The sequence below is a fragment of the Micromonospora sp. B11E3 genome (assembly GCF_039871625.1).
Lineage (GTDB): Bacteria > Actinomycetota > Actinomycetes > Mycobacteriales > Micromonosporaceae > Micromonospora.
On record NZ_JBDPMC010000005.1, the window covers coordinates 21,719 to 44,028 of the forward strand.

Genomic DNA, 22,310 nt, shown 5'->3' on the forward strand with positions numbered 1-22,310 from the left:
CCGGCGTGACTTCTCTCGACCGGTGCGACGAGGCCCGGCGCACGTGGGTGACCGAGGCGATCGCCGCCGTCGAGGCCGACGCCAACCGGTCCGCCGACACCCACCTGCTGCCCTTCCCGCTGCCCCGGGAGTGGGGGATCGACCTCTACCTCAAGGACGAGTCGGTGCACCCCACCGGGTCGCTCAAGCACCGGCTGGCCCGCTCGCTGTTCCTGTACGGGCTGTGCAACGGCTGGATCGGCCCGGAGACGACGATCGTCGAGGCGTCCTCGGGCTCGACCGCGGTCTCCGAGGCGTACTTCGCCCGGATGCTCGGGCTGCCGTTCATCGCGGTGATGCCCGCGTCCACGTCGCCCGAGAAGATCGCCCAGATCGAGTTCCAGGGCGGGCGCTGCCACCTGGTCGACGACCCGGCCAAGGTGGTGGTCGAGGCGCGCTGGCTGGCCGAGGACACGGGCGGCCGCTTCATGGACCAGTTCACGTACGCCGAGCGGGCCACCGACTGGCGGGGCAACAACAACATCGCCGAGTCGATCTACGCACAGCTCGCGCTGGAGCGGCACCCCGTACCGGCCTGGATCGTGGTGGGCGCGGGCACCGGCGGCACCAGCGCCACCATCGGCCGGTACACCCGGTACCGTCGGCTGCCGACCAAGCTCTGCGTGGTCGATCCCGAGAACTCGGCGTTCTACCCCGCCTGGCAGGCGGGCGACTGGTCGGCGCGCACCGGCCGGGGCTCCCGGATCGAGGGGATCGGCCGGCCGGTCGTGGAGCCGTCCTTCCTGCCCGCCGTGGTGGACCGGATGGTCCAGGTGCCCGACGCCGCGTCGCTGGCCGCCATGCGCGCCGGCTCCGCCCTGCTGGGCCGGCGGGTCGGCGGCTCCACCGGCACCAACCTCTGGGGGGCGTTCGGCCTCATCGCCGGGATGCTCGCGCAGCGCCGTACCGGCTCGATCGTCACCCTGATCTGCGACCCCGGGGACCGCTACGCCAACACGTACTACGACGACCACTGGATGGCCGAGCAGGGCCTCGACCTCGCCCCGCACCTGGCCACGATCGACCGATTCCTCGCCACCGGCGCCTGGCCGGAGTGAAAGGAGCGGGCACCGCGTCAGCGCGGATCGACGCGCTCGGCGAGACCGGGGTAGCGGATCACCCAGCCGTCCGGGTCGACGTCCAGGTCGGCGGTGAACGTGTCGCTGGCGAAGCGGATCCGCCCCGGGCCGAGGGCGGTGTAGACCTGCTCGGCGGCGACCACCGCCAGGCTGGGCACCAGCACCCACGCCACGGTGACCCGGCGGGCCGTCTCCGGTGCCGCCGGGACGAGCCCGAGCCGGCGTACCGGCAGGATGTTGAACAGCGGTGAACCGCCGAGGTCGACGTCGACGGCGTCGACCAGCCGGCCCGGGTCGTCGGTGCCCGGCAGCCCGGCCGGGGGACGCCCGGCCGCCCGCAGCGCCGCGTCCAGGTTGCCCTGCTCCGACGCGGTCACCCGCCACCGCCCGTCGCCCGCCTCCAGCAGTACGCCGCGCTGCCAGCCCGCACCCTCCGCCTCCACCTCCAGCCGGGTGGTGACCCAGTCCGGGCCGGTTGTCAGCTGGTAGCGGCAGGTGTACGGGACCGGGTCGACGGCGAGCGCGACGCCCCGCGCCCGCAGCCCACCGCCCTCGTCGAGCGCCGCGTGCTCCGCGCCGGCCGTGTCCGTCCGGGTCCAGAAGATCGACTTCGGCATGGTCGCCATGAACCGGACGTTACGCCGCCGGCCCGTCACCGGCAGCACATGCGGGAACGCCGCCGCGGAGCGCGGGCTCCGCGGCGGCGTTCCGGGTGTCGTGCGGGATCAGTGGGTACGCGCCGGCGGCCGTCCGCCGAACCCGCGCCGGTCCTCGCGCGGCCGGTCGTCCCGGCCGCGCCCCTCCGGGCGGAAGCCGCCCCGCCGGTCCCCCGTGGTACGCGGGTCGCCGCCCCGCTCGCCCCGCTCGGGGAAACGCCGCTCGCCGTGCGGGCGGTCCCCGTAGTGCCGTTCGCCCCGCTCGTCGCGGTTCCCGTAGTGCCGCTCGCGGTCGGCGAAGCGGCGATCGTCGCGATCACCGGAACGGCGGTCGCCCGCCGGCCGGTCGGCGTACCGTCGTTCGCCCCGCCCGTCCCGCTCGGCGAAGCGGCGCGGGCCGGACGGGCGGTCGACGTGCCGGCGCGGGGCCGGGGGCTCGTCGCGCACGGGGACACCGCTGGGCTCGCGGGCGCCGGTCAGCTCGGCCAGGGCAGGGTCGCCGGCCCGGACCCGGGTCTGCGCCGGCTCGACGCCGGCCTTCTCCAGCATGGCGAGGGTGGTCCGCCGCTGCTTGGGCAGCACCAGCGTGGCCACCGCGCCGGACTCGCCGGCCCGGGCGGTACGCCCCGCGCGGTGCAGGTAGTCCTTCGGGTCCTTCGGCGGGTCCACGTGCAGCACCAAAGAGACCCCGTCGACGTGGATGCCCCGGGCCGCCACGTCGGTGGCGACCAGCACGCTCATCCGGCCCTCACGGAACTCGGCGAGGGTGCGGGTACGCATCCGCTGGGTCTTGCCGCCGTGCAGCCCGCCGGCCCGTACGCCGACCGCGGCGAGCTGCTGGACCAGCCGGTCCACCCCGAGCTGGGTACGGGCGAAGATCATGGTCCGGCCGGCCCGGGCCGCGATGGACGCCGCCACGGCGAACTTGTCGTGCGGCGGGATCAGCAGCAGGTGGTGGTCCATGGTGGACACCGCGGCGGTCGGCGGTGCGGTCGAGTGGGTGACCGGGTCGGTCATGAACCGCTTGACCAGCGAGTCGACGTCACCGTCCAGCGTGGCCGAGAACAGCAGCCGCTGGGCGTCGGCGGGGGTCTTCGCCAGCAGTTCGGTGACCTCCGGAAGGAAGCCCATGTCGGCCATCTGGTCGGCCTCGTCGAGCACGGTCACCTCGACGTCGTCCAGGTGGCAGACGCCCCGGGCGATGAGGTCGGCCAGCCGTCCCGGCGTCGCCACGACGACCTCCACGCCCCGGTTGAGCGCGTCGATCTGCCGGTCGTACGGCACGCCGCCGACGGCGGTCTTGAGGAACACGCCGACCGCCTTGCCGAGCGGCATGAGCGCGTCGTTGACCTGCATGGCCAGCTCCCGGGTGGGCACCAGCACCAGGGCCCTCGGGTGCAGCGGGCGGGCCCGCCCGCCGTCGGCGATCCGGGCGATCACCGGCAGGCCGAAGGCGAGGGTCTTGCCGGAGCCGGTCTGACCCCGGCCGAGGACGTCCCGCCCCGCCAGGGCGTCCGGGACGGTGGCCCGCTGGATCGGGAACGGGGTGGTGATGCCCTGCCGGTCGAGCGCCCGGACCAGCGGCCTGGGCAGCCCGAGCCCGGCGAAGTCGGTGTCGGTGTCGGTCGTCGCGTCGGCCTCGTCGATCCGGGCCGCCCCGGTCGGGGCGTCCACGGCCCCGGCGGGGGCGGTGTCGGCGCTTCCGCCGGTCGGGGCGCCCACGGCCTCGGCGGGGGCGGTGTCGGCGTTCTCCCCGGTCGGGGCGTCGAAAACGGACGGGAACGTGCTGGGATCAGCAAAGGTGGTCAAGAAATGCCTTTCGAGCGGGGCGCATCTTCGCGATGGCCTGCCGCAGCTGAACGCCGCCGAATCGCCCGCAAGACCGCCCATGGACGCGCAACACACGCGCCGGGTCAGTGATCACTACAAGTGTACGGCGGCGCGGCGAACCCGCCACCTGACCGTCGGACGGTAGTGGGCGGGCTCACCTCCGCGTCGGGCCGGCGTCAGCCGTCGATGAGTCCGCCCATCATGCCGTGCATCGCGTCCCCGGCGACGAGCACGACGAGCAGCCCGATCGCGACCAGCAGGATCAGCGACGCCACCAGGACGACCACCACCCTCCGGGTGCTGGACGGGGGCGTGGGCGAGTCCGCCCAGCCCTGCGCCAGGATGTGCCCGGTCAGCGAGCCGGAAGTTTCCGCCGCGCCGCCGGTCGGAAGGGCGACCGTGGCGAACCCGGGCCCGTCCGTGTCGTACGCGGTGTTGGCCAGGTCCACCGACGCCGGATCCGGCCGGACGCCGGAACCCCAGGCCGGGGCGTGGACCGGCGAGGCTCCGCCGCTCGGCGGCGTCGACCAGGCGACGGTGGGGGACGCGCCGTACGTCGTGGAACCGGGGCTGGCCGGGCTCGTGCCGGGGGTGGGGTCGTGCGCGGTGGGCGTGCTGCTGGTCGACCAGGCGACGGTGGGGGACGCGCCGTACGTCGTGGAACCGGGGCTGGCCGGGGCCGTGCCGGGGGTGGGGTCGTGCGCGGTGGGCGTGCTGCTGGTCGACCAGGCGACGGTGGGGGAGGCGCCGTACGTCGTGGGCCGCCCGGAGGTGGCCGAAGCCATGCCGGGGGTGGGGTCGTGCCGGGTGGCCGGGCTGGCGGGCGGCGGCCAGGTGGGCAGCGCCGGCGCCGGAACGACCGGCGCCGGTGAGGTCGGTGCCTGCGCCGACGCGGTCATCGGCGGCGGCGGGAACGGCGGGGCCGGCCTCGGTGCGGGCGGCGGTGGTGCCGGCGGTACCGGCGGCGCGGGCGGCGGGCTGGGCGGACCGGGCACCGGCGGTGGGCTGGGTGGCACGGGACCGGGGCCGGGCGGCGGCAGCGGACCCGGCGGGTGCGGCCCGGGCAACGGCGGCGCCGGCTCGGGGATTGGCGGCTGCGGCGACGGCGGGACGGGCCCTGGCACGGGTGGCGTGGGCGGTACGGGGCCGGGCACCGGCGGCGTGGGCGGCACGGGTGGCGTGGGCGGTACGGGGCCGGGCACGGGCGGCGTGGGCGGTACGGGGGCAGGCGCGGGCGACGGCGGATGCGGCGCCGGGGCGGGCTCCGGTTCCGGGGTGGGCGGCGTGGGCGGCTCGGCGGGCTCCGGGGGCCGGGCCGGCTCCGGGGGCTCGGGGTTCACCGGGGCCGACCGGTACACCTTGGTGCCGCCGGCCACCCGCCCGGCGGCCCCGTCCGCCTCGGGGGTGGAGACGCGCAGGCCCGGTACGGAGGCGCTGGCCCGGGCCGCACTGGCCGCGCCGACTCGCTGGGCCGGGACGGCTGGGGTGGCCGCGCCACCGGGTGCCGCTGACCTGGCCGTGTCGGCGGACCCAGCCGGTGTGGACGCCGGGACCGCGTCCGGAGCTGGCGGCTGGGCGGTGTCCGGCGCGCCGGCACGGTACGTGGTGCCACCCCCGCCGGTGGCCGGCAGCGCCACCCCTTCCGGTCGTGCGGTGACGGTGGCGACGCTGGCTCGGGCCCAGGCGGCGGTGGCCGGCACGGAGGCGCGCCCGGCCGGCTCGGCCCGGCCGTCCTGGGACGCCCCGGCGGTCAGCGGACGGTCAGCCGAACCGCCGGCGAGCAGGGCCTCGGCCGGGCCGGTCGTACGGTCGGCGGGGCCGGAGTCGGCTGTCCGCAGCGGAACGTCTTGCTCGCCCATGGTCGCCCTCCGTGCCCACGCTCGCCCCTCCGGCCACGGCGTCGGGCCAGAGGTGTCTCCGTGTCACGGTGCCACATCCCCGCCCGGCCGCACAGCCGGAGTGGACGGTTGCGGTCAGCTGGGGCTCGTCGAGGGGTTCGGCGACGGGCTCGGCACGGGGGTGCCGGACGTCCCGGCCGGCGTCGGCGACTGTGACTCCGACTCCGCCGGCGGTTCGCTGGACGACGACGGGCTCGGCGCCGAGGTGGACGGTGCCGCGGTCGGCGACCCGGTGGGCGCGGGCGTCGCGGTCGTCGGCCGTGGGACCGGCCTCGTGGGCAGACTCGGCTTCGCGGGAACGCTGGCGCTCGGGCTCGGCTGCGGCGGCTTCGTCGTCGTCGGCGAGGGGGTCGGCGTGGCCGGGGCGGGCACCGCCCCGACGACCCGGGTGGCGGCGTACATCCGGGACCAGGCGACCTGGGAAATCTTCACCCGCTGGCCGGTCGTGGGCGCCTGCACCATCTTGCCGCCGCCGATGTACATCCCCATGTGGTAGATGGTCGTCCAGCTGCTGCCGGAGGCGAAGAAGATCAGGTCGCCGGGGAGCATGGCGTCCCGGCTCACGGTGCGGGCGCGGGTGGCGTAGTACTGGTCGCGGGAGACCCGGGGCAGCCCGTAGTAGCCCGCCGACCGGTACGCCGCGTACACCAGACCGGAGCAGTCGAAGGTGTCCGGCCCCTCGGCGGCCCACTCGTACCAGTCGCCGAGCTGGGCCAGGGCGTAGCGGACCGCGGCCAGCGCGGTGGGGTGCGCGACGAGGCCGTTGGCGCTCTGGCCCTGGACGTACGACTCGCCGAGCCGCTGCTCCGCCGCCTCCTGCTGGCGCTCCAGCTCGATCAGCTGCTCGGCGTTGTCCCGGCGCAGCTTGACCAGCTTCGCCTCCTGCTCGTGGAGCGACTTCTCCACGACGGCGTACTGCTCCCGGACGGTGCGTACCCGGGTGTCGGCGGCCGTCCACGCCTGGTGCGCGATCTGCTCGGCGGCGCGGGCCCGGCTCAGCTCGCCGGCGGCGGCGGTGGTGGCCCCGTCGGCCTGCTCGCCCCGGCTGAGTTGCTGGAGCATGCTGAGGCTGTGCAGGTCCCGGGCGAACTCGCCGGGCGGCAGCGCGGCGGCGGCCTTCAGCGCGGCGGCCGCGGCGGCGTCGGCGCCCTCCTGCGCCCGGGCCAGGTTGTCGCGGGCGGTCTTCAGGTCACGGTCGGCGGTGGCGAGCTGGGCCTCCGCCTCGGTGCGTTGCTGGCGCAGCCCGAGCAACTGGTCGCCGAGGAGCCCGACCTGGGCCTCGGCGGCCGCGATGGCCATGGCGAGCGGGCCGTTGCCCAGCGGCGACACGGGGGCGCCGGGGCCGGGAGTGCCGGTCAGCCCGCCCGGACCGTTCGCGCCGGGCAGCTGCACGCCGCCGACGGCCACCGGGCGGGACCCGGTGTCGGGCACGACGTTGGGCAGCGGCGGTTCGGCGTACGCGGGGGCGGCGATCGCCGCGGCGGCGACCGCGCTGAGCAGGGCGGACCAGAGCGCCGGCCGCAGCACCGGGGAGATCAGCGGCCGCCACCGTCGTTGCCGTCGTCGTCCCTGCCCGCTCTGCACCATTCCGCTCCCCGTCCGGCGTGGTCCAGCCGCGCCACTGCCACGCGGCACGGTGCGCGCCGGCGAAGTGCGGCCCGCCCCACCTGTCTTACCGCACCGAGGCAACGATGTCGATGCGCGGAGGGTAACGACCGGCTGAGAGTACCGGTGAAGTACGTCGCTGCGGCCGACCGGGCGAGGGGCCGGTCGCCGATCCGACGTACGCTCGACCCGGACCACAGGTGGAAGGGACGTGGCTTTCGATGGACGCCGGACTCAAGCGCGAACTCGAGGCGAAGGTGTACGCGGGGGAGCGGCTGACGCGCGAGGACGGGATCGCCCTCTACTCCAGCGACGACCTGACCTGGTTGGGCCGGCTGGCCCACCACCGGCGCACCGAGCTGAACGGCGACCGGGTCATGTTCAACGTCAACCGGCACCTGAACCTGACGAACGTCTGCTCGGCGTCGTGCGCGTACTGCTCCTTCCAGCGGAAGCCGGGCGAGAAGGACGCCTACACGATGCGCATCGACGAGGCCGTCCGCAAGGCGAAGGAGATGGAGGACGAGCAGCTCACGGAGCTGCACATCGTCAACGGCCTGCACCCGACCCTGCCCTGGCGCTACTACCCGAAGGTGCTGCGCGAGCTGAAGGCGGCGCTGCCGAACGTCAAGCTCAAGGCGTTCACCGCGACCGAGGTGCAGTGGTTCGAGAAGATCAGCGGCCTGCCCGCCGACGCGATCCTCGACGAGCTGATGGACGCCGGGCTCGAGTCGCTCACCGGCGGCGGCGCGGAGATCTTCGACTGGGAGGTCCGCCAGCACATCGTCGACCACGCCTGCCACTGGGAGGACTGGTCGCGCATCCACCGGCTGGCCCACGCCAAGGGCATGAAGACCCCGTCGACCATGCTCTACGGCCACATCGAGGAGCCCCGGCACCGGGTCGACCACGTGCTGCGGCTGCGCGAGCTGCAGGACGAGACCGGCGGGTTCGTGGTCTTCATCCCGCTGCGCTACCAGCACGACTTCGTGGACTCGGCGGACGGCAAGATCCGCAACCGGATCCAGGCCCGGACGACGATGGCCTCGCCGGCCGAGTCGCTGAAGACGTTCGCGGTCTCCCGGCTGCTGTTCGACAACGTCCCGCACGTGAAGTGCTTCTGGGTGATGCACGGCCTGTCGGTGGCCCAGCTCTCGCTGAACTTCGGCGTGGACGACCTGGACGGTTCCGTCGTGGAATACAAGATCACCCACGACGCCGACTCGTACGGCACCCCGAACACCATGCACCGGGACGACCTGCTGCACCTGATCTGGGACGCCGGCTTCCGGCCGGTGGAGCGCAACACCCGCTACGAGGTGGTCCGGGAGTACGACGCCGCCCCGTCGCCGGCGGAGCGGCGCGCCGAGCCGCAGCAGGTCTGGGCCTGAGCCGGCCCGGCGTGACGTCGTGAGCGAGCAAGGGCAGCGCAGTCAGAGCGGGTTTCCCCGGCGGGACGCCGAGGGGCGGATCGTCGCGTACGGCGACCTGCTCGGGGTCGGCCTCGCCGGCGTGGTGATCGGGATGCTGGCCCTGCTGGTGTTCGACTGGGGCTTCGCCACGGTCGGGGCGGGCGAGTTCGGCCGGGCCAACGGCTGGCTGGCGATCATCCTGCCCGCGTGGCTGTTCTGGGAGGACTTCCGAGCCTGGGAGTTCGGCTTCGCCCGGGTGGCGGCGGCCCTCGTGGCGGGCGTGGTCGCCGTGCTCGGCGGGATGCTGGCGATCGGCCAGGTCGCCGGGCTGCCGCCGCTGCTCTCCGGCGGGCTGGCCGCCGCGGCGTTCACGCTGCTGTACGGGACGGTCTGGTTTCATGGCGTGCGTTGGCTCGCCCGCCGGACGGGCTGAACGACGCCGGTCGGGGCGGGCTCGGCCGAACCTTCCGCCCCGGGCGGAGAACGGAGAGGGAACGTGAGCGCGGCGGTCAAGTACACGCTGGGCCGGATCGGGCTGTTCGTGGTGATCATCGCGGCGCTCTGGCCGGTCGAGATGGACATCTTCCTGAAGCTGATGCTGGCGCTGGTGTTCTCCGCCGCCCTCTCGTTCTTCCTGCTCCGCGGCTGGCGGGACGAGATGGCCGAGGAGATGGCCGGGGCGGCCGAGCGGCGCCGTGCCGAGAAGGAGCGGCTGCGCTCCGCGCTGGCCGGCGAGGACGAACAGCCGGACCAGCGGCCGGCCGACGACGGGCGGTGACCGTGGCGCCGCCGGGGGCGGCGGCGCCACGGTCGACCTTCGGGGCGACTACCAGTTGGTGGAGCCGGGGATCTGCGGCCACGGCCGGTTGTCCGGCTTGATCAGGTACGCGATGCCACCCGACCCGCCGGCGACGGTGCCGTTGGCCCGGTAGCGCTTGGTGCGCAGCCAGATCTGCTCGAACTGTTCGCGCTTGTAGACGTTGCGGACCTCGGCGTTCGAGGAGGACGCCGGGTCGTTGACGATCACGTCACCGTCGGCGGTGAAGCCGACGATCACGAAGAGGTGGCCGGAGGTGCCGTAGTTCGACCCGTCCAGCTCCTCGGCGAGGAACGACTGCGAGGTGATCACCGGGATGCCGGCCTTGATGAAGCGCTCCACCTCGTCCAGCGAGTGCAGGCGGGTCACCCGGGCGTCGATGCCGGGGAAGGTAGCCGCGTACGCGGTGTTGAAGGGCCAGTTGCCGGCGCCCTCGTACTCGCTGTCCCAGGTCATCCGGGCGGCGTGGGCGACCTGCGGGTCGGTGTAGCCGGGGGTGATCCAGGACATGTCGCCGGCGGACGGCAGCTTGCCGTAGTACTCCAGCACCATCGTGGTCGACGTCGGGCTGCACCAGACCTGCCCGCCGCCGCCCCACTCCGGGTACTTGCCGCGGTGGATCATCTGGGAGCGCGGCGGCACGGGCAGCTCGGTGCCCCACGCGATCCCGCCCTGGCTCGGCGTGACGGTGAACCGGTCGGGCACGTTCGAGCTCATCGCGCCGAGCATCCAGACCCGGGGCGACGCGGCCTGACCGGGCTTGCGGTACAGGCTGAGCCGCAGCTGGTACGAGCGCAGCAGCACCCCGGCGTCGGCGTCGTCGATGGAGAACGTGTCCGTCCAGATGGTCGACCAGGGGTCGCCCTGGCCGTCCAGGGTGGCCCGCTTGATGTCCTGGTCGCCGGAGGCCCAGCGGCCCATCACGTACCACGGGGTCCGGTTGCCCGTGTTGTAGGTGCCCTGGAGCTCGACCTGGAGCCAGGTGCCGGCCGGGGTGTCGGCGTTCCAGGACGCGACCAGCTCCGTCGCGTCGAAGCCGACCTGCGTCTCGGGCGAGGTCCAGGTGGCGTACTCCCAGGTCCCGGTGGCGCCGCTGTGCTCGTCGGTGAACTCGGTGGTGCCGGCGGGCCGGTCGATGGTGATCCCCGTGCGGTGGCCGGGGAGGGCCTGGGTGCCCCGGTGCTCCCCGGCGTGCCAGTCGGGGTACGTGGACCACTCCTGGAAGGTGATCTGTTCGTCGTGCGCCACGACCGGCAGGTTGTTGTCGGCGTGGGCCGGCACGGACGTGCCGGCGAGGGTGAGCGCGGTGACGCCGGCGATGGCGACCGCGCGCAGAGATCTCATGGCCATGGCAGCTCCCCAGGGAAACGGCATCATTGCTGGCCACTATCCCGCTCGGCGGGAAGTTTCGCCAGATGCTCCCGGATGGAAAATGATTGCCGCCGGGAGGATCGGGTCGGGATGGATTGGACAATGAAGGATATTGATATGACCATGTGACGGGTGGTGAAGTGTTCATCACCAAACGGGATCTCCCCGTGCCCAGAGGAGGTTGTCCATGGGCTTCCCCGCCCCCGTCCGCCTGCGTCGCGCGCTGGTGCTCGCCGCCGCCGCCGGCCTGGGTCTCGTCACCGTGGCCACCGGGCCGGTCTCCGCGCGACCCGCCCCCGACCCCGCCCCCGACTCGGCTTCCGCCCCGTACCGGGTGCTCGGCCCGCGTACCCTGGCCGACCGCAACGCGGTGGCCCGCACCGGCGCGGCCATCGACTACGTCGAGCACGGCAAGCTGCATGTCACGGCCACCGGCGCCGAGGCGGCGGCGATCACCCGGCTCGGCTTCAAGCTGGAGAAGGAGGCCCTGCCGGCCCCCGGCGACGTCGGCACGTACGGCTTCCCGTCCGCCGACTCCAACTACCACGACTACGCCGAGCTGACCGCCGCGGTGAACAAGGTGGTCACCGACCACCCGGCCATCGCCCGCAAGTCCAGCATCGGCCGGTCGTACGAGGGCCGCGACCTGATGGCCGTGAAGATCTCCGACAACGTCGGCACCGACGAGAGCGAGCCGGAGATCCTGTTCAACTCCCAGCAGCACGCCCGCGAGCACCTGACCGTCGAGATGGCGATCTACCTGCTCAACCTCTTCACCGACAACTACGGCACCGACACCCGGATCACCAACATCGTCAACACCCGGGAGATCTGGATCGTCCCCACGGTCAACCCGGACGGCAGCGAGTACGACATCGCCACCGGCTCGTACCGGTCCTGGCGGAAGAACCGGCAGCCCAACAGCGGCTCGTCGTACGTCGGCACCGATCTCAACCGCAACTGGGGCTACAACTGGGGCTGCTGCGGCGGCTCGTCCGGCTCCACGTCGTCGGAGACCTACCGCGGCCCGTTCGCCTTCTCCGCGCCGGAGACCCAGGCGCTGCGCAACTTCGTCAACAGCCGGGTCGTCGGCGGGGTGCAGCAGCTCAAGGCCAACATCGACTTCCACACGTACTCGGAGCTGGTGCTCTGGCCGTTCGGCTACACCACGGCGAACACGCCCACCGGGATGACGCTGGACCAGTACAACACCTTCGCCACGCTCGGCCAGCGGATGGCGGCCACCAACGGCTACACCCCCGAGCAGTCCAGCGACCTCTACATCACCGACGGCGACAGCCTCGACTGGATGTGGGGGGCGCACAAGATCTGGGCGTACACCTTCGAGATGTACCCCAGCTCGTCCTTCGGCGGCGGCTTCTACCCGCCCGACGAGGTGATCTCGCGGGAGACCGCCCGTAACCGGGAGGCGGTGCTGCTGCTCTCCGAGTACGCCGACTGCCCGTACCGGGTCATCAACAAGCAGACCCAGTACTGCTGACCGGACGCCGGTGGGGCCCGGCCCGCGCTGACGCGGGACGGGCCCCACGTCGGCGAGGTGCGGCCGGGGGGTGCGCTACCGTGGCAGCGACCAGCCCGCAGCGAAGCCGGTGCGAACCCGGCGCTGTCCCGCAACTGTGATGCCCCAGCGGCGTCCGCCCCCCACCGGGGCGGGCGCGGACGTCGGCCCGCGAGGGTCGGCCCCGACCCTGGCGTCGGCCGAGCGGCCGACGCCGTCGCGTGTGGGAGACGAGCCAGGCCGCCTGCGGCGCGGTCGCGACACGCGCCTTCGAGGAAGGGCGCCTCGCGGACGGGCGCCCGGCGACGCGGCTCCTGTCGGCGAAGCACCACGCTCCTCGACCGACAGGAGGACAAGTGTTCCGACGTACCCCCCGGCTGTTCGCCGCGACCCTCGCGGCGGCCGCGCTCGCGCTCGGCGCCTGCGCCGAGAAGACCGCCGACGCTCCCGAGCCCGGCGCCAGCTCGGCCGGCGCCGCCTTCCCGGCCACCGTCGGCAACCTGACGCTGGAGCAGCGCCCGGAGAAGATCGTCTCGCTCTCGCCGTCCGCGACCGAGATGCTCTTCGCCATCGGCGCCGGCAAGCAGGTCACCGCCGTGGACAACAACTCGAACTACCCGCCGGAGGCGCCGAAGAGCGACCTGTCCGGCTTCCAGCCCAACGCCGAGGCGATCGCCGCCAAGAGCCCCGACCTGGTGGTGCTCTCCAACGACACCAACAAGATCGTCGACCAGCTCACCACGCTGAAGATCCCGGTGCTGCTCACTCCGGCCGCGACCACGCTGGAGGACACCTACCGGCAGATCACCGACCTGGGCACGCTCACCGGCCACGCGACCGAGGCGGCCGACGTCACCGCGCGGATGAAGGACGAGATCGCCAAGCTGACGAAGGACCTGCCGCAGCGGTCGAAGAAGCTGACCTACTACCACGAGCTGGGCCCCGAGCTGTACAGCGTGACCAGCAAGACGTTCATCGGCTCGATCTACGCCCTCGCCGGCCTGGAGAGCATCGCCGACCCCTCGGACGCCGACGGCAAGAACGGCGGCTACCCGCAGCTGTCCCAGGAGGTCATCGTCAAGGCCAACCCGGACTTCGTCTTCCTGGCCGACACCAAGTGCTGCCAGCAGTCCGCGGAGACGGTGAAGGCGCGGAGCGGCTGGGCCGGCATCGCGGCGGTCAAGAACAACCAGATCGTCGCCCTCGACGACGACATCGCCTCGCGTTGGGGCCCGCGCGTCGTCGAGCTGCTGCGGGCCGTCGTCGACGCCGTCGCCAAGGTGCCGGCGTGACCCTCGCCAAGGGGCCCGGCGTGACCCCCGCCAAGGGACGCTGACCCCGGTGTCGAAGACGCGTACGGCCGACTCCCCCACGGGCCGGCCGGCTGGGCTCCGGCCCGGCTGGCTGGCCGTGGGGGTCGCCGCGGTGCTGGTCGCGCTGGTCGCCGGCGTGTCGCTCGGGCCGGTCAGCCTGCCGCCCGGCAGCGTCGCCGCCGAACTGCTCAACCTGCTGCCCGGCGTACGGCTGGAGAGCGGGCTCACCGAGCGCGAGATCGCCATCGTCACCGAACTGCGGCTGCCCCGGGTGGTGCTCGGGCTGCTCGTCGGCGGGCTGCTCGCCCTGGCCGGCGGTTGCTACCAGGGCGTGTTCCGCAATCCGCTGGCCGACCCGTACCTGCTCGGGGTGGCGGCCGGGGCCGGGCTCGCGGTCACCGCCGTCATCGCCCTCGGCGCCGGGGCGGGCGGCGCGCTGAGCGGGCTGCCGCTGACCATCCCGCTGGCCGCGTTCGCCGGCTCGCTCGGGGCGGTCGCCATGACGTACCTGCTCGGGGCGGCCGGCGGGCGGGGCCGATCCCCGGCCACCCTGATCCTGGCGGGGGTGGCCGTGTCCGCGTTCCTCTCCGCCGGCCAGACGTACCTGCTCCAGCGCAACTCCGACAGCATCCAGCAGGTCTACTCCTGGCTGCTCGGCCGGCTGGCCACCGCCGGCTGGCAGGACGTCCGGCTGGTCCTGCCGTACTTCCTGCTCACCGCCCTGGTGGTGCTGCTGCACCGGCGCGAGCTGGACGTGCTCTCCGTCGGCGACGACGAGGCGGCCAGCCTGGGCCTGCACCCGCAGCGGTCCCGGTACCTGCTGATCGCCGCCGCCTCGCTCGGCACCGCCGCGGCGGTCTCCGCGTCCGGGCTGATCGGCTTCGTCGGCATCATCGTCCCGCACACCGTGCGGCTGCTCGCCGGCGCCAGCTACCGGGTGATCCTGCCGCTGTCCATGCTGTTCGGCGGGGCGTTCCTGGCGCTGACCGACGTGGTCGCCCGGACCGCCGCCGCCCCCGCCGAGGTTCCGATCGGCGTGGTCACCGCGCTGCTCGGCGGCCCGTTCTTCGTCCTGGTCCTGCGCACCGCCCGGCGGGTGCTGACATGACCGGGGCGCCCGCCGTCGAGGTGCGGGACCTGCACGTCAGCCTGGACCGGACGCCGATCCTGTTCGGCGTCGACCTGACCGTCGCCGCAGGTGAGTGGGTCGCCGTGATCGGCCCGAACGGCGCCGGCAAGTCGACCCTGCTGCGCGCCGTCGGCGGCCTGCTGCCCGCGCCGGGTGCCATCTCCCTGTTCGGTACGCCGGCCGAGGCGCTGCGCCGCCGCGACCGGGCCCGGGTCGTGGCGACCGTCGCCCAGTCCCCGGTCGTCCCCGCCGGCATGTCGGTGTTCGACTACGTCCTGCTCGGCCGGACCCCGTACGTCCCGCCGCTCGGGCGCGAGTCCGCCGCCGACCTGGCCGCCGCGCGGGAGGTGCTGGACCGGCTGGACCTGGGCGGCTTCGCGCGCCGGGAGCTGGCCACCCTGTCCGGGGGCGAACGGCAGCGGGTGTTCCTCGCCCGGGCGCTCGCCCAGGGCGCCACCCTGCTGCTGCTCGACGAGCCGACGAGCGCGCTGGACATCGGCCACCAGCAGGAGGTGCTGGAGCTGGTCGACCAGCTGCGCCGCGAGCACGGCCTCACCGTGCTCGCCACCATGCACGACCTCTCCCTCGCCGGCGAGTACGCCGACCGGATGGTCCTGCTCGCCGCCGGTCGGGTCGTCGCGGCCGGCCCGCCGCGCGACGTGCTCACCGAGGAGCTGCTGAGCAGGCACTACCGCGCCTCCGTCCGGGTCCTTCCCGGCGAGCACGGCCCGCTCGTCGTCCCGGTCCGCCCCCGGTGATCGGTCCTCAGCCGGGGAGCGCGATGACCGAGAACAGGGCGCCCCGCGGGTCGCGCAGCGCGGCGACGCGGCCCTGGGAGGTGTCGCGGGGCGGGACGAGGACGGTCCCGCCCAGCTCGGCCGCCCGGGTGGCGGTGGCGTCCGCGTCGGCCACCGCGAAGTACACCGCCCAGTACGCCGGCAGGTCGTCCGGGAAGTCGTCGGCCAGCAGCGGCGGCATCATCCCGGCGACGATCCGATCGCCCAGCCGCCACCCCGTGTACGTCACCGGCTCCGCCGACTGCTCCTCCGGGTGCCAGCCGAAGACCAGCTCGTAGAAGACCTTCGCGCCCTCCGGGTCCGGTGTGATCAGCTCGTTCCAGCTCATCGCCCCGGGCACGTTGAACACCTCGGCCCCCCGGTGGGCCATCGGCTGCCAGACGCTGAACACCGCGCCGGCCGGGTCGGCGAACACGGCCATCCGCCCCTGGTCGAAGACGTCGAACGGGGCCACCAGCACCTGCCCGCCGGCCTCCGCCACCCGGGTGCTGACCAGGCCGGCGTCGTCGGTCGCCACGTACGTCGACCAGATCGGCACCTGGTCCGGCGTGGCGGGCGGTCCGGCGCCGGCCACCGCCCGCCCGTCCCTCAGGAACGTGGTGTAGCCGGCGGCCTCCGGCTGCGGCGCGACCCGCTCGGTCCAGCCGAACAGCTCCGGGTAGAAGCGCCGCGCGCCCGCCAGGTCGGGCGTGGCCAGGTCGGTCCAGCACGGCGTACCCGGCGGGACGCTGCTCACGGATGACCCCCCTCGGCAGGTGGCGACCCGGGACGGACGCCCTGCCGGCATCCTGGCATCGCCGCCTACCCGGCCGGGGCGGATTCGGGCAATCCGATCAGCCCAGCGGCTCGGGAAGCGGGGCGGTGTGCAGCACGGCGAGCCGGGAGACCGCCCGGGTGAGCACCACGTACAGCCGGTGCAGGCCGCGCGGCTCGGCGGCCATGATCGCGGCCGGTTCGACCACCACGACGTGGTCGTACTCCAGGCCCTTCACCACCGTCGCGGGCACCACGGTGACCCGCGCACCGGCCACCACGTCGTCGGCGGTCGCGGTGTCGACCCCGGCGTCGGCCAGCGCCGCGCGCAGGCCCGCGACCGCGTCGTCGGCGGCGATCACGCCGACCGAGCCGTCGTGGGCCAGCGCCGCGCGCACCTCGGCCACCGTCGCCGCGGGCAGGTCGGTCACCGTACGCACGTCCAGCGCCCCGTCGCGGCGCAGCGACTCGGCCGGCGGTACGTCGACCGCGAGCGCGGGCAGCAGCCGGTTCGCGAACGCCACCACGGCGGCGGGCACCCGGAAGCCGACGCTCAGCGGCACCACTGCCGCGTCGGGCTTGCCCAGGTGGGCCAGGGACTCCCGCCAGTCCCGCGCGGCCCACGGGGCGGTGCCCTGGGCCAGGTCGCCGAGCAGGGTCATCGAGCCGTGCTCGCTGCGCCGGGCGATGGCCCGGCACTGCATCGGGGAGAGGTCCTGCGCCTCGTCGACCACGACGTGCCCGAAGCTGGCGGGCCGTTCGAGCAGCCCGGCCGCCTCGTCGATCAGCAGCGCGTCGGCGGCCGTCCACTTCGTCGCCTTCGGGGTGCGGGCGGCCTTCGCCCAGGTCAGCAGCGCCTGCTCGGCCTCGGTCAGCACGCCGTCGGCCGCGGCGGCCAGCGCCGCGGGGTCGGCGAGCAGGGTGTGCACCAGCCCCTCCGGGGTGAGCGCCGGCCAGACCGCGTCGAGGAACTCGGTCACCGGCCGGCACCTGCCCATCCGGCGCAGCCAGGCGTCGCTGGGCGACTCGGCGCGGCGCGCCTCGGCCTGGCGCTGGAGCAGGCTCACCACCCGGGCCCGGACCCGCTCCCGGCCGGTGGCGTACGGCAACCCCTCCCGGCGGGTCTCCTCGACGACCCGGTGCAGCGGCTCCAGCCCGATCCGCCAGCGGAACGACCCGTCGGAGACCATGATCGGCTCGGTCGGCGTTCCGATGCCGCCCTCGGCCGCCCGGCGCAACACCTCGGCCATCCGCACGTCGTGCTTGAGGGCCGCCACCGTGGGGTCGTCGACCGCGCGCACCGGCACCCGGGCGATCAGGTCCTCCACGGTCGCCTGCTCGACCTCGACCTCGCCGAGCGCCGGCAGCACCGCCGCGATGTACGACAGGAACGCCCGGTTCGGCCCGACGATCAGCACGCCGGACCGGCGTAGCCGCTCCCGGTGCAGGTAGAGCAGGTACGCCGCCCGGTGCAGGCCGACGGCCGTCTTTCCCGTGCCCGGGGCGCCCTGCACGCAGATGGAGTCGGCCAGGTCGGCGCGGACCAGCTCGTCCTGCTCGGGCTGGATGGTGGCGACGATGTCCCGCATCGGGCCGACGCGGGGGCGTTCGATCTCGGCGGTGAGGATCCGGCTGGCCGTGCCCAGCTCCTCGCCCCGGTCCAGGTGCTCGTCCTCGAAGCTGGTCAGCGCGCCGGCGCTGAACCCGAACCGGCGCCGGACCGACACGCCCTGCGGGTCGCGGGCGCTGGCCCGGTAGAACGACCGGGAGATCGGGGCCCGCCAGTCCAGCACCAGCGGCTCGCCGAGGTCGTCGGTGACGTGCCGCCGACCGACGTGGTATCGGGCGTCGGCGAAGGTCAGCCTGCCGAAGAAGAGCGGCGTGGTGGGGTCGTCGGCCAGCTCGGCGACGCGCCGGGCCATGTGCCGGCCGAGCTGCTCGGCGGTGTACCTGTCGCCGGCGACCTTGTCGCCGGTGGCGTACAGCGCCTCGGCGCGTTCCCGCATCCGGCGCAGGGCGTCCCGGGAGGTGGCCAGGTGCTCGCGTTCGGCGGTGAGCTGGTCGTCGAGGTCGTGACCAGCGGTGGCGTCGTTCTGGGCGGCAAGGGCCATCCGAGCGGCCTTCCGGTGCGTTCGTGTGATCGGTCGACCTGGGCCGCCCGGCGCTCCGTCGGCAGGTGTCGGCTGTGCCCGGTGGGAGAAGGGGCGCGCGGAGTTCGCGCGGCGTTCGATCCTACGCCGCGGCCCGGTGGCGGGCGACCGGATTTCCGGCCGAGGCGGTGCGGGTGACCTGGTCGGGACCTGTCGCACGGAAGCAGACCAGGCGTTGGCGTTCGGGGCCGCAGGTCGGTCTCCGTCGGCGACCACCACAAGCTGTCGGTACTACAAAGAGTTTGTAGTACAAGCTGTTTGTAGTGCCTTCTCAAGATTGTCGGCAAGCGCGTGCCGGCTTGTTCCGGCCTGTGCCGAGTTCGGTGGGAGCGAGTCGTTGCCTGGCGGCTCCAGGTTAAGGATATTCTTAACCTGGAGGTGGGATGGTTGGACTGGGAGATCTTGATGACCAGCCAGGTCGAGGAGTTTCTGGATGCTCTTTACGAGGCCGACCGAGAGTCGCATCAACTCGTCAACCAGGCCATCCTGGTGCTGGAGCGCAACGGGCCGGCGGAAGGCCGTCCCCTGGTCGGCAGCATCACCGCTTCCCAGCTCAGCAACTTGAAGGAACTGCGGCCACCGTCGGCCGGGCGTTCGGAGGTCAGGATCTTGTTCGTCTTCGACCCGTGGCGATCTGCGGTCCTGCTCGTCGCAGGCGACAAGTCGGGCCGCTGGAACCGCTGGTACCGCGAGGCGATACCTGAAGCGGAACAGCTCTATGCCACGTACGTGAAGGAACGGCATGAGGAGATGGGGCGATGAGCGGAGTCAAGCGCTGGCGTGACAGCGACCACCTGGAGCGGGCGATCGATACCGCGGGTGGGAGGGAAGCCCTGGAAACGGCCGTCGGCGAGATGCTCGACCACGCGCGAGGCTGGCGCTTGGCTGAGCTGCGCAAGCGGCGCGACATGACCCAGGAACAGGTGGCTGCCCGGATGGGCGTCTCGGTGGCCCGGGTTTCCCAGATCGAAGCCGGTCACGTCTCGACTCAGGAGGTGCTTTCCCGCTATGTCGACGCACTCGGTGGCACGCTGAAGCTGATCGCGGACTTCGGCGACGAGCAGCTCAAGGTCGCATGACGCAGGCACGCCCCGAGCGGCACCGGGTGACGATCAGCGATCCGCAGGTGATGCGGGCGCTCGCCCATCCGGCCCGGCTCGCGATCATGGAACATCTCAGCTCGCTGGAGGGCGGCGCCACGGCCACCGAGTGTGCCCGGATCGCGGGCCTGTCGCCGAGCGCGACCAGCTACCACCTTCGCGCGTTGGCGAAGTTCGGCCTGATCGAGGAGGCGCCGAGCCGAGGCGACGCCCGCGAGCGCGTCTGGCGGTCGTTCAGCCCGTCGTACTACGTGGAGTCGGGGCAGGACGCCGACTCCGACGCCCGGGCGGCCGAGTTGGCGCTGGTCGACGCTCACCTGACGCGCGACGGCCAGCGCACCCGGGACTGGATCCGCCGGGCGCCGGAGGAGCCGGTCGAGTGGTACCGGGCCGCCTGGTTCAGCGACAGCCTGCTGCTGCTCACCGCGGAGGAGTTGGCCGGGCTCAACGAGGCGGTCCAGGAGTTGCTGGAGCCGTACCGGCGGCGGCTGCGGGTGGCCGATCCGCCCGAGGGCGCCCGGACCGTCGCGGTGCAGTACCGGGCTGTGCCCATCGACTGACGGGGCTTGCTCCGGCCAGGTGTGAAGGATTATTTTCGAAACATGTCCTTCGCACCTGGCCCGTCGCGCTGGCCGGACGTCTGGCTCGCCACCACCGCCCGAGGCGTCTCCACCTGCGGGGACTTCCTTGCCGCCAGCACCCTCACGCTGGCCCTACAGTCCGCCGGGGCCGGCGGACTGGCGGTGTCCGGCCTGCTGCTCGCGGCGAGCCTGCCGCTGGTCGCCCTCGCCCCGCTGACCGGCCGGCTGGCCGACCGCGTGGACTCCCGCGTCCTGCTCGTCGGGGCCGGGCTCGCCCAGGCCGCCGTCTGCCTCGCCCTCGCGTACGCCGGGCACCCGGCCCTGGTGATCGGCCTGGTGGCGCTGCTCGCGGCCGGCCTCGCGGTCACCCAGCCGGTGCTCTCGGCGCTGGTGCCGGTGATGGTCCGCCCGGCCGACCTGCCCCGGGCCAGCGCCCTGCACCAGACCGCCGGAACCCTCGGAGCGCTCGCCGGCCCGGCGCTGGCCGGGCTGCTGGTAGGGCAGTTCGGCGCCCGCCTGCCGCTGCTCGTGGACGCGGCGAGCTACCTCGCCCTGGTCGCCGCCGGCCTGCTGATCCGCACCAGGCGGGGCGGCGCGCGCAGCGCCGGGCCCGCGACCGGTGGCCCCGCCGCCCCGGCCGCCGCAGACGCGACCGCCGGGGCCGGCTGGCGACTGCGCCGGGACCCGCTGCTGTCCGCGATGATCGTCTCGCTGGCCGGCGTGATCGCCGCGGTCGGGGCGATCAACGTGGTCGAGGTGTTCTTCATCCGGGAGACGCTGGGCAGCTCCACCACCATGTACGGAGTGGTCACCGGGGCGTGGACGCTGGGCATCCTGCTGGGCGCGTGGCTGTTCGCCCCGCTCGCCCGGCGGCTCACCGACGACGGGCGGCTCCTCGGGGCGGGGCTGGCCCTGCTCGGCTTCTGCTGCCTGGCGGTGCTGGCCTCCGCCGCCGTGCCGTCCGCGCTGCTGCTGGTGCCGATCTGGCTGCTCGGCGGCGTCGCCAACGGCGGGGACAACGTCCTGAACAACGTGCTGCTCGCCCGCCGGGTGCCGGAGGCGGCGCGCGGCCGGGCGTACGCGATCTTCGGCGCCGCCAGCCAGGGCGCCGCGATGGCCGGCTTCGTGGCCGGCGGCGTGCTGCTGGAGCTGTTCGACCCCCGGCCGCTGGTGGCGGCGTGCGGCGTCGCGGGGACGCTGGTGGTCGCCGCGCTGGCCGTCCCGGTTGCCCGCGCTGCCCGGGTGGGGCGGGCGCCGGTGGCGGCTGCGGGATTCACCACTCCGGGGGCGGCCCGGTGAGCACCGTCCAGGCGGCGGAGTTACGGTCGCGGAATGGCTGACCGCGCTGCCCGTCCCCGGGTCGGACACATCCAGTTCCTGAACTGCCTGCCGATCTACTGGGGGCTGATGCGGTCCGGCGCGCTGATCGACGTCGACCTGCACAAGGACTCCCCGGACCGGCTCAGCGCCGCCCTGGTCGCCGGTGACCTGGACATCGGGCCGATCTCGCACGTGGAGTACCTGCGCAACGCCGACGAGCTGCTGCTCCTGCCCGACCTGGCGGTGGGCAGCGACGGCCCCGTGCTCTCGGTCAACGTGGTGTCGACCCGGCCGCTGGCCGAGCTGGACGGCGCCCGGGTCGCCCTGGGCTCGACCTCGCGGACCGGCGTGCTGCTGGCCCGGCTGCTGCTCGGCGAGCGGTACGGGGTGAACCCCGAGTACTTCCGCTGCCCGCCCGACCTGACGCAGATGCTGCTGGAGGCGGACGCCGGGGTGCTCATCGGCGACGTGGCGCTGCGGGCGCTCTACGAGGCGCCCCGGCGCGGGCTGGAGGTCACCGACCTCGGGCAGGCGTGGCGGGACTGGACGGGCCTGCCGATGGTGTTCGCCGTCTGGGCGGTACGCCGGGACTTCGCCACCGCGCATCCCGGGCTGGTGAAGGAGGTGCACGAGGCGTTCCTGCGCTCGCGCGACCTCTGCCTGCACGAGCTGGACCAGGTGGCCGAGGCAGGCGCCCGGTGGGAGCCGTTCGACGCGGACACCCTGGCCACGTACTTCCGGCGGCTGGACTTCTCGCTCGGCGAGCGGCAGGTCGCCGGACTGCGGGAGTTCGCCCGCCGGGCCGCCGAGATCGGCGAGGCGCCGGCGCTGCCCGAGGGCGGCCCGGAGTTCTTCGCCGGCTGACGCGGAGGCGGCTGCCGTCCCTGTGCCGTCGCGCCGCCCCGCCCGGGCGGCTGTCCTTGCGCCACCGCGTCGCCCCG

19 protein-coding genes and 1 pseudogene are annotated in these 22,310 nt (G+C 74.0%); 13 read left to right on the plus strand and 7 right to left on the minus strand.

Going from position 1 to position 22,310, the window contains the following annotated elements; genetic code table 11:
• Positions 1-5: 5 nt before the first annotated feature.
• Positions 6-1,097 (plus strand): PLP-dependent cysteine synthase family protein, encoded by a 1,092-nt coding sequence (locus ABGB16_RS04225; protein WP_347666619.1) that lies wholly within the window; start codon positions 6-8, stop codon positions 1,095-1,097.
• A 17-nt stretch (positions 1,098-1,114) separates the two neighbouring features.
• Here the strand turns inward: ABGB16_RS04225 and ABGB16_RS04230 are convergent, their stop codons facing one another.
• The 4 genes from ABGB16_RS04230 to ABGB16_RS04245 all read right to left on the minus strand — a co-directional run bounded on the left by ABGB16_RS04230 (position 1,115) and on the right by ABGB16_RS04245 (position 7,089).
• Positions 1,115-1,735 (minus strand): putative glycolipid-binding domain-containing protein, encoded by a 621-nt coding sequence (locus ABGB16_RS04230; RefSeq protein ID WP_347666740.1) that lies wholly within the window; start codon positions 1,733-1,735, stop codon positions 1,115-1,117.
• A 108-nt stretch (positions 1,736-1,843) separates the two neighbouring features.
• A complete protein-coding gene (locus ABGB16_RS04235) occupies positions 1,844-3,664 on the minus strand; it encodes a DEAD/DEAH box helicase (protein WP_347666620.1) in 1,821 nt (606 codons plus the stop codon).
• A gap of 116 nt (positions 3,665-3,780) precedes the next feature.
• Positions 3,781-5,463 (minus strand): hypothetical protein, encoded by a 1,683-nt coding sequence (locus tag ABGB16_RS04240; protein WP_347666621.1) that lies wholly within the window; start codon positions 5,461-5,463, stop codon positions 3,781-3,783.
• Between the two features lie 114 nt (positions 5,464-5,577).
• The gene (locus tag ABGB16_RS04245) at positions 5,578-7,089 is read right to left on the minus strand and encodes an NlpC/P60 family protein (protein WP_347666622.1); all 1,512 of its coding nucleotides are present in this window, start codon (positions 7,087-7,089) and stop codon (positions 5,578-5,580) included.
• Positions 7,090-7,328: 239 nt separating this feature from the next.
• Here ABGB16_RS04245 and mqnE point away from each other — a divergent pair, with 239 nt between their 5' ends.
• The 3 genes from mqnE to ABGB16_RS04260 all read left to right on the plus strand — a co-directional run bounded on the left by mqnE (position 7,329) and on the right by ABGB16_RS04260 (position 9,297).
• The gene (gene mqnE / locus ABGB16_RS04250) at positions 7,329-8,498 is read left to right on the plus strand and encodes an aminofutalosine synthase MqnE (protein ID WP_347666623.1); all 1,170 of its coding nucleotides are present in this window, start codon (positions 7,329-7,331) and stop codon (positions 8,496-8,498) included.
• Between the two features lie 19 nt (positions 8,499-8,517).
• Positions 8,518-8,952: a hypothetical protein gene (locus tag ABGB16_RS04255; protein WP_347666624.1), complete on the plus strand. Its 435-nt coding sequence runs from the start codon at positions 8,518-8,520 to the stop codon at positions 8,950-8,952.
• Positions 8,953-9,015: 63 nt separating this feature from the next.
• The gene (locus tag ABGB16_RS04260; protein ID WP_347666625.1) at positions 9,016-9,297 is read left to right on the plus strand and encodes a DUF4229 domain-containing protein; all 282 of its coding nucleotides are present in this window, start codon (positions 9,016-9,018) and stop codon (positions 9,295-9,297) included.
• A gap of 48 nt (positions 9,298-9,345) precedes the next feature.
• Here the strand turns inward: ABGB16_RS04260 and ABGB16_RS04265 are convergent, their stop codons facing one another.
• Positions 9,346-10,686, minus strand: a complete 1,341-nt coding sequence (locus ABGB16_RS04265) for a C39 family peptidase (protein ID WP_347666626.1) — start codon at positions 10,684-10,686, stop codon at positions 9,346-9,348.
• Positions 10,687-10,894: 208 nt separating this feature from the next.
• Between ABGB16_RS04265 and ABGB16_RS04270 the strand changes: the two are divergent.
• The 4 genes and pseudogenes from ABGB16_RS04270 to ABGB16_RS04285 form a co-directional block, all read left to right on the plus strand.
• Positions 10,895-12,205: pseudogene (locus ABGB16_RS04270) on the plus strand (M14 family metallopeptidase); the annotation flags it as partial.
• Between the two features lie 377 nt (positions 12,206-12,582).
• Positions 12,583-13,518 (plus strand): ABC transporter substrate-binding protein, encoded by a 936-nt coding sequence (locus ABGB16_RS04275; protein WP_347666627.1) that lies wholly within the window; start codon positions 12,583-12,585, stop codon positions 13,516-13,518.
• 49 nt (positions 13,519-13,567) lie between these two features.
• Positions 13,568-14,647, plus strand: a complete 1,080-nt coding sequence (locus tag ABGB16_RS04280; RefSeq protein WP_347666628.1) for an iron ABC transporter permease — start codon at positions 13,568-13,570, stop codon at positions 14,645-14,647.
• Positions 14,644-15,426, plus strand: coding sequence for an ABC transporter ATP-binding protein (locus ABGB16_RS04285; RefSeq protein WP_347666629.1), 783 nt, complete (start codon positions 14,644-14,646; stop codon positions 15,424-15,426). The genes ABGB16_RS04280 and ABGB16_RS04285 overlap by 4 nt, the downstream gene beginning before the upstream one ends.
• 7 nt (positions 15,427-15,433) lie before the next feature.
• Here ABGB16_RS04285 and ABGB16_RS04290 read toward each other — a convergent pair whose 3' ends face one another.
• Positions 15,434-16,201, minus strand: a complete 768-nt coding sequence (locus ABGB16_RS04290) for a VOC family protein (RefSeq protein WP_347666630.1) — start codon at positions 16,199-16,201, stop codon at positions 15,434-15,436.
• Positions 16,202-16,298: 97 nt separating this feature from the next.
• A complete protein-coding gene (locus tag ABGB16_RS04295; protein ID WP_347666631.1) occupies positions 16,299-18,329 on the minus strand; it encodes an AAA family ATPase in 2,031 nt (676 codons plus the stop codon).
• A 417-nt stretch (positions 18,330-18,746) separates the two neighbouring features.
• Here ABGB16_RS04295 and ABGB16_RS04300 point away from each other — a divergent pair, with 417 nt between their 5' ends.
• Genes ABGB16_RS04300 through ABGB16_RS04320 form a run of 5 tightly spaced genes read left to right on the plus strand, consistent with a single transcriptional unit; the run spans position 18,747 to position 22,233 of the window.
• Positions 18,747-19,130, plus strand: a complete 384-nt coding sequence (locus tag ABGB16_RS04300) for a type II toxin-antitoxin system RelE/ParE family toxin (RefSeq protein ID WP_347666632.1) — start codon at positions 18,747-18,749, stop codon at positions 19,128-19,130.
• Complete coding sequence (locus ABGB16_RS04305; protein WP_347666633.1) at positions 19,127-19,447, plus strand: helix-turn-helix domain-containing protein; 321 nt, start codon at positions 19,127-19,129, stop codon at positions 19,445-19,447. Before ABGB16_RS04300 ends, ABGB16_RS04305 begins: the two co-directional genes overlap by 4 nt.
• On the plus strand, positions 19,444-20,028 hold the full coding sequence (locus ABGB16_RS04310; protein ID WP_347666634.1) for a winged helix-turn-helix domain-containing protein: 585 nt from the start codon (positions 19,444-19,446) through the stop codon (positions 20,026-20,028). Before ABGB16_RS04305 ends, ABGB16_RS04310 begins: the two co-directional genes overlap by 4 nt.
• 42 nt (positions 20,029-20,070) lie before the next feature.
• Positions 20,071-21,348 carry an MFS transporter gene (locus ABGB16_RS04315; RefSeq protein WP_347666635.1) on the plus strand — a complete coding sequence of 426 codons (1,278 nt, stop codon included), beginning with the start codon at positions 20,071-20,073 and terminating at the stop codon, positions 21,346-21,348.
• Positions 21,349-21,381: 33 nt separating this feature from the next.
• On the plus strand, positions 21,382-22,233 hold the full coding sequence (locus ABGB16_RS04320) for a menaquinone biosynthesis protein (protein ID WP_347666636.1): 852 nt from the start codon (positions 21,382-21,384) through the stop codon (positions 22,231-22,233).
• The last annotated feature ends 77 nt before the right edge of the window (positions 22,234-22,310 follow it).